4 protein-coding genes are annotated in these 5347 nt (G+C 58.3%); 2 read left to right on the top strand and 2 right to left on the bottom strand.

The annotated features are described in order from the left end of the window. Positions 1 to 148 precede the first annotated feature (148 nt). Entirely contained in the window at positions 149 to 1687 is a 1539-nt protein-coding gene (gene hutH / locus ACESNI_RS14740; protein WP_373088270.1) for a histidine ammonia-lyase, read from the bottom strand. Continuing rightward, positions 1684 to 2898, bottom strand: a complete 1215-nt coding sequence (hutI, locus tag ACESNI_RS14735; protein ID WP_373088268.1) for an imidazolonepropionase — start codon at positions 2896 to 2898, stop codon at positions 1684 to 1686. Before hutI ends, hutH begins: the two co-directional genes overlap by 4 nt. A gap of 64 nt (positions 2899 to 2962) precedes the next feature. Here hutI and ACESNI_RS14730 point away from each other — a divergent pair, with 64 nt between their 5' ends. Both ACESNI_RS14730 and ACESNI_RS14725 read left to right on the top strand, forming a co-directional pair. Next, positions 2963 to 4333 (top strand): formimidoylglutamate deiminase, encoded by a 1371-nt coding sequence (locus ACESNI_RS14730; protein WP_373088265.1) that lies wholly within the window; start codon positions 2963 to 2965, stop codon positions 4331 to 4333. Next, positions 4330 to 5022: a GntR family transcriptional regulator gene (locus tag ACESNI_RS14725; RefSeq protein WP_373088262.1), complete on the top strand. Its 693-nt coding sequence runs from the start codon at positions 4330 to 4332 to the stop codon at positions 5020 to 5022. Before ACESNI_RS14730 ends, ACESNI_RS14725 begins: the two co-directional genes overlap by 4 nt. The last annotated feature ends 325 nt before the right edge of the window (positions 5023 to 5347 follow it).

Below are 5347 nucleotides of genomic sequence, written 5' to 3'. Positions count from 1 at the left end.
TCATAGAGTTGGGGCACGTGCCAGTCCGTGTCGCGCAATTCCTGGCCGAGGCTGTTCAGGCGGGCGAAAATCTCTTCCGGGACATACGTGCCTGAATGGGGCTGGCCCAGAATGACGGGACCGGAGCCAGGGATGATGGTGACGGGCGTCATGGCGTTAGGCCAATCGGAGTGGTTCCGCCGTTCAGATCACAGAGGGCTGCGGTCTCGTGCACAAGGTGGGCTAAGGCTTCGATGTCAGTGCTGACCATGCGGTCATCATCGAGTGGCGGGCAGTGCTTCCGGATGGTGTCGATCACGCCTGCGAGGCGGGCGCTGGTTCTGAGGGGCCCACGCAACTCGATGCCCTGCGCGCCGCACATGGCTTCGATGCCGAGAATGCCAGCCAGATTGGTGTTCATCTCCAGCAACCGGCGCGCGGCATGGCAGGCCATGGAAACATGGTCTTCCTGATTGGCCGAGGTCGGAGTTGAGTCAACCGAGCGCGGATTCGAGAGCGACTTGTTTTCGCTCATCAGCGCTGCAGACGTAACCTCCGCGATCATCAAGCCCGACTTGAGGCCCGGATCCGGTGCAAGGAAGGCTGGCAGGCCAAAGCTGAGGGCAGGATCGACAAGCATGGCGATTCGCCGCTGGGCAATGCTGCCGATTTCGGAGATAGCTATGGCGGCCTGGTCGGCGGCGAGGGCGACCGGCTCAGCATGGAAGTTCCCTCCCGAGACGATTTCGCCATTCGACAGGACAAGCGGGTTGTCAGTCGCTGCGTTTGATTCGATCTTGAGGGTCGCACCAACCTGCCGCAGCTGGTCGAGGCAGGCGCCGATAACCTGTGGCGCACATCTCAGGCAATAGGGATCCTGGACCCGTTCATCGCCGCTCATGTGGCTCTCCCGAATTTCCGATCCCTGAAGGAGTTCGCGCAGGCGGCGGGCGCTGTCGATTTGCCCCTGATGCCCGCGCAGTTGATGGATTTCATCGCTGAAAGGTGCGCTGGACCCCATGGCCGCGTCAACCGACAGGGCTGCAGTCGTGAGCGAGGACACAGACAGTCGCCACGCGCCAAATAGTCCTGCGAGCGCGAGGCCGGTCGATACCTGGGTGCCGTTCAGGAGCGCCAACCCCTCCTTGGCCTGGAGCTCAACAGGGTCAAGTCCTGCGTTTTGCAAGGCCTGTCCCGACGGCATCCGCACACCGCGATAGAACGCTTCGCCTTCGCCGATCAGGCTGGCCGCCATGTGCGCGAGCGGGGCAAGGTCGCCGGATGCACCGACCGAGCCCTTGGCCGGAATGACGGGCAGTATGCCGGCACGTGCCATGTTCTGGATATGCTGGATGAGTTCGGGACGAACGCCTGAGGCACCCCGACCAAGAGAAATGCATTTGAGTGCCATAATGAGGCGGACAACATTGGGGGCGAGCGGCTCTCCGACGCCCGCGCAATGCGACCGGACCAGGTTTTTCTGAAGGGCCTTGAGCTTGTCATTGCTGATGCGGATCGAAGCGAGTTTCCCGAAACCTGTGTTCACGCCGTAGATGGCATCGCCGCCCTTGACCCGATGTGCGAGAATCGTCGCTGATTCCGCAACGCGAACGTAAGCTGTCTCGTCGAGCTGGAACGCGCTGCCGCAACGATAGATCACTTCGAGATCGCCGAGAGATACGTAGCCGGGATTGAGTGAAGTCGTCATGCTGCAATCCCGTGCGAGATGCGTTTGTGAAGGGGAGAGCCGCCCAACCAGTATGAAAGTTCGGAGGGGTGTTCGACATCCCAAACAGCGAGCTCCGCACGGGCGCCGATTGTGATCTCGCCGTACTGGCCTGACAGCCCCAATGCCTTTGCTGCGCAACGTGTCGTGCCTGCCAAGGCCTCTTCAGGCGTCAGCGCAAACTCGGTGCAGGCCATGTTCATGGCGGTCAGGATCGATGAGATTGGCGAACTGCCGGGATTGCAGTCAGTCGCAATGGCGATATCGACATTATGGTGACGCAAGGCGGCGACTGGCGGCAGTTTGGTTTCCTTCAGCGTGTAGAACGCGCCTGGAAGAAGCACGGCAACTGTGCCTGCTGAGGCAAAAGCCTCGACGTCTGTGGCTGAGAGGTACGCCAGATGATCGGCCGAAAGCGCCGAATAGCGGGCGGCGAGGAGGGCGCCCTTCTGGTCGGAGAGCTGTTCGGCATGCAGCTTGACCGGAAGGCCAAGTGAGCCCGCCGCCTGGAACACGCGCTCGATCTGCCCCGATGTAAACGCGATCGTCTCGCAGAAACCATCGACCGCATCTACCAACCCTTCGTTTGCTGCACGCACCAGTCCCGGAATGACAATGTGGTCAATATAGGTATCAGCCCGGCCTTTAAAGGCGGGTGGCACGGCATGCGCCGCCAGCCAGGTCGTGACGATCTTCACGGGCCGCAATTCTTCTAGTTTCCTAGCGACCTGGAGCATGCGAATCTCGTCGTCTATGGTGAGCCCGTATCCGGACTTCACTTCCACGACCGCAACCCCATCACTGATCAGGTCATCGAGGCGACGCAGTGATGCGGAAACAAGCGCGTCGAAAGAGGCGGCACGGGTCGCCTCGACGGTGGAATTGATGCCGCCACCGCTACTGGCTATCTCTTCGTAGCTCACACCCTTGAGGCGCTGTTCAAATTCCTTCGAACGATTACCGCCAAATACCAGATGTGTGTGACAATCGATGAGGGCGGGCGTGACGAGTCGGCCCTGCAGAGACTGCTCATCCATCTCGCTCCGTTTTAGAGGCACGACACCAGACGGGCCGATCCATTCGATCAGACCATCGCGCTGAAGAATCGCGGCATCTTCAATCAGCCCGTAATTCGGCTGACCAGATTTCAGGGTTGCAACAGTGCAATCTGTAAAGAGGGTTTGTTGTGTCATCGCTTTTGTCTTATGGCAGCAGCAAATTAATATGTACACACATAAAAGGGGCATGCAAGACAAGATGACGATTGAAATTAGTGCTCGACAAGTGCTATCCGCAAGCGGGTGGTTGCATGATACAAAGATCACCATTGACACAGAAGGATTCGTAGTTGGCATTGCGGAAAGCGATGGCCATTGCGACCATTCCGTGGGTGTGCTTCTGCCCGCCATGGCCAATGTTCACAGTCACAGTTTCCAGAGGGCGATGGCCGGCCTGGCTGAGCGCCGGGGACCAACATCGATTGATGATTTCTGGACCTGGCGTCAGGTCATGTACCGGTTTCTGGAGCTACTTTCTCCAGATGATATCGAAGTCATTGCGGCCCAGGTCCAGATGGAAATGATGGAGGCCGGATATGCTGCGCAGGCGGAATTTCATTATCTCCATCATGCGCCTGGCGGCAAACCCTATGACCAGCTCGATGAGACGTCGCTGAGGCATTTCAAGGCCGCGCAGCTTACGGGCATCGGCTACACCCATCTCCCTGTTCTATATATGCAGGGCGGGCTGGATGGGCGGGCCCTACAGGGCGGGCAAGCCCGCTTTGGCTGCGATCTCCAGCAATTTACGATGCTATATGAGCGCATCGCGTCTAGGCTTGGTGGCATGCCGTCTGACTTTAATCTCGGCGTTGCGCCACATTCGCTGCGGGCCGTGTCAACAGAAGGCATTGAGTTGGCGCTGAGTCTCTGCCCGGAGGGGCCGATCCATATTCATGCCGCAGAACAGGTCGGCGAAGTCAAGGAAGTCATCGAATCTTTGGGCTCCCGGCCGGTGCGCTGGCTTCTCGACCATATGCCCGTCGACAAGCGCTGGTGCCTGATCCATGCTACACAGATGGAGCCGGACGAGACAGTAAGCTTGGCCCGATCTGGGGCGGTGGCGGGGATATGTCCCATTACCGAGGCCAATCTCGGAGATGGGATCTTTGATGGGCAGCGCTTTCTTGCTGCTGGCGGAATGATCGGTATAGGGTCGGACTCGAATGTCAGGATCGGTCTCACGGAGGAGCTACGGATGCTCGAGGTCTCTCAGAGGCTACGGGATCGCAGGCGTTCGATCCTCACAGATGACCAGACATTGTCGAATGGCCGGTATCTGTATGAGCGCGCGGCGCGCGGTTCGGCACGTGCCCTCGGGCGCAATTCGAGCCGTATCGAAATCGGTGCCCTGGCAGACCTGATCGCGCTCGAAAGCAATTCACCAGTAGTGGGCGCCTTGCGAGAGGACGCGGTACTTGATGCATGGATATTTGCAGGCAAGGATGACATTATAACCGATGTCTGGTCGGCGGGGCGGCACATGGTCAGAGGCGGTCGGCATAAGAATCGTCACGAAATAAGTGCGGCATATTCCGAGCTGAATATGCGACTCAGGGGAACAATATGAATAAGGTGACGCACCAAACCATTCGCCAATCCATACTCGAACGGATTCAGAAGGGGGGGTGGGCTCTCGGGGAACTTAGCCCGGGCGAGGTCGCACTGGCTGAAGAATATGGTTGCTCACGCACAACGATTAATCGTGCGCTGCAGGGATTGGCAGATGAAGGGCTTGTCGTTCGCAAACGAAAAGGCGGTACACGTGTCTGCAATATGCCTGTCCGACAAGCCAAGTTCGACATACCGATCGTGCGTGAGCAGGTCGAAGCATTTGGTGGACACTACCGGCACCAAGTCCTCCGAAAGGTCGAAAAAGTGCCGCCCCTGTCAATTCGCACACGTCTTGCTCTGGAGAAGGGAGCCAAGGCCTTACAACTGGACACGGTGCATCTGGCCGATGGCCGACCCTTCGCGTATGAGGCACGTTGGATCAATCTGAAGGTCGTACCTCAGATACGGAACGCGCCATTAGACGCAGTCAGCGCAAATGAGTGGCTGGTTCAGACGGTTCCATTTTCCAGTGGCGATGTTTCGTTCAGTGCCGTCGCGGCGGGTGAGGATGTCGCGAGCGCGCTGGAGTGCAATGAGGGGGATGCGCTTTTCGTAATCGACCGAACCACGTCCCTTGCCGGTGAGTTCGTCACGACGATGAAGCTCTTCTATCGCGAGGGGTATCAGTTGTATTCGCGGCTTTAGCGATTTCCGGTGCGGTATCCTGACTGCGGGAATGCATGGGCCGGATTTTTTGCGCATCACCGACCAAAGCACTGTCAAATGCATTTGAGACGGGCATTTTCTGGGTAGGGGGCACCGAGAGGGGGTGTGGCAGTTGCGGGTTTATTGAGACTTCTCTAGGCTGAAACCATATCGAATTCAGCCCCTAGTGTCCTGACACTCAAATAGGGCCTCATAACTCATGCGGTTTGAGCTTTGTCGAGTGCTTTGCGGGCTCGGTTGATTTTGGCAAGGATTTCGGCGCCCTTTTTGCGCCAGATGTAAGGCTTTGGATTGGCGTTTCGCT

The organism is Sneathiella sp., from assembly GCF_041689005.1.
Classification (GTDB): Bacteria; Pseudomonadota; Alphaproteobacteria; order Sneathiellales; family Sneathiellaceae; genus Sneathiella.
The sequence above is the reverse complement of the archived record's forward strand: the minus strand, read 5'-3'. Positions and strand labels throughout refer to the sequence as shown.

Coding starts and splice junctions, on each gene's coding strand:
- hutH (WP_373088270.1), bottom strand. CDS start 1,687: ATGACGACTTCACTCAATCCCGGCTACGTATCTCTCGGCGATCTCGAA.
- hutI (WP_373088268.1), bottom strand. CDS start 2,898: ATGACACAACAAACCCTCTTTACAGATTGCACTGTTGCAACCCTGAAA.
- ACESNI_RS14730 (WP_373088265.1), top strand. CDS start 2,963: ATGACGATTGAAATTAGTGCTCGACAAGTGCTATCCGCAAGCGGGTGG.
- ACESNI_RS14725 (WP_373088262.1), top strand. CDS start 4,330: ATGAATAAGGTGACGCACCAAACCATTCGCCAATCCATACTCGAACGG.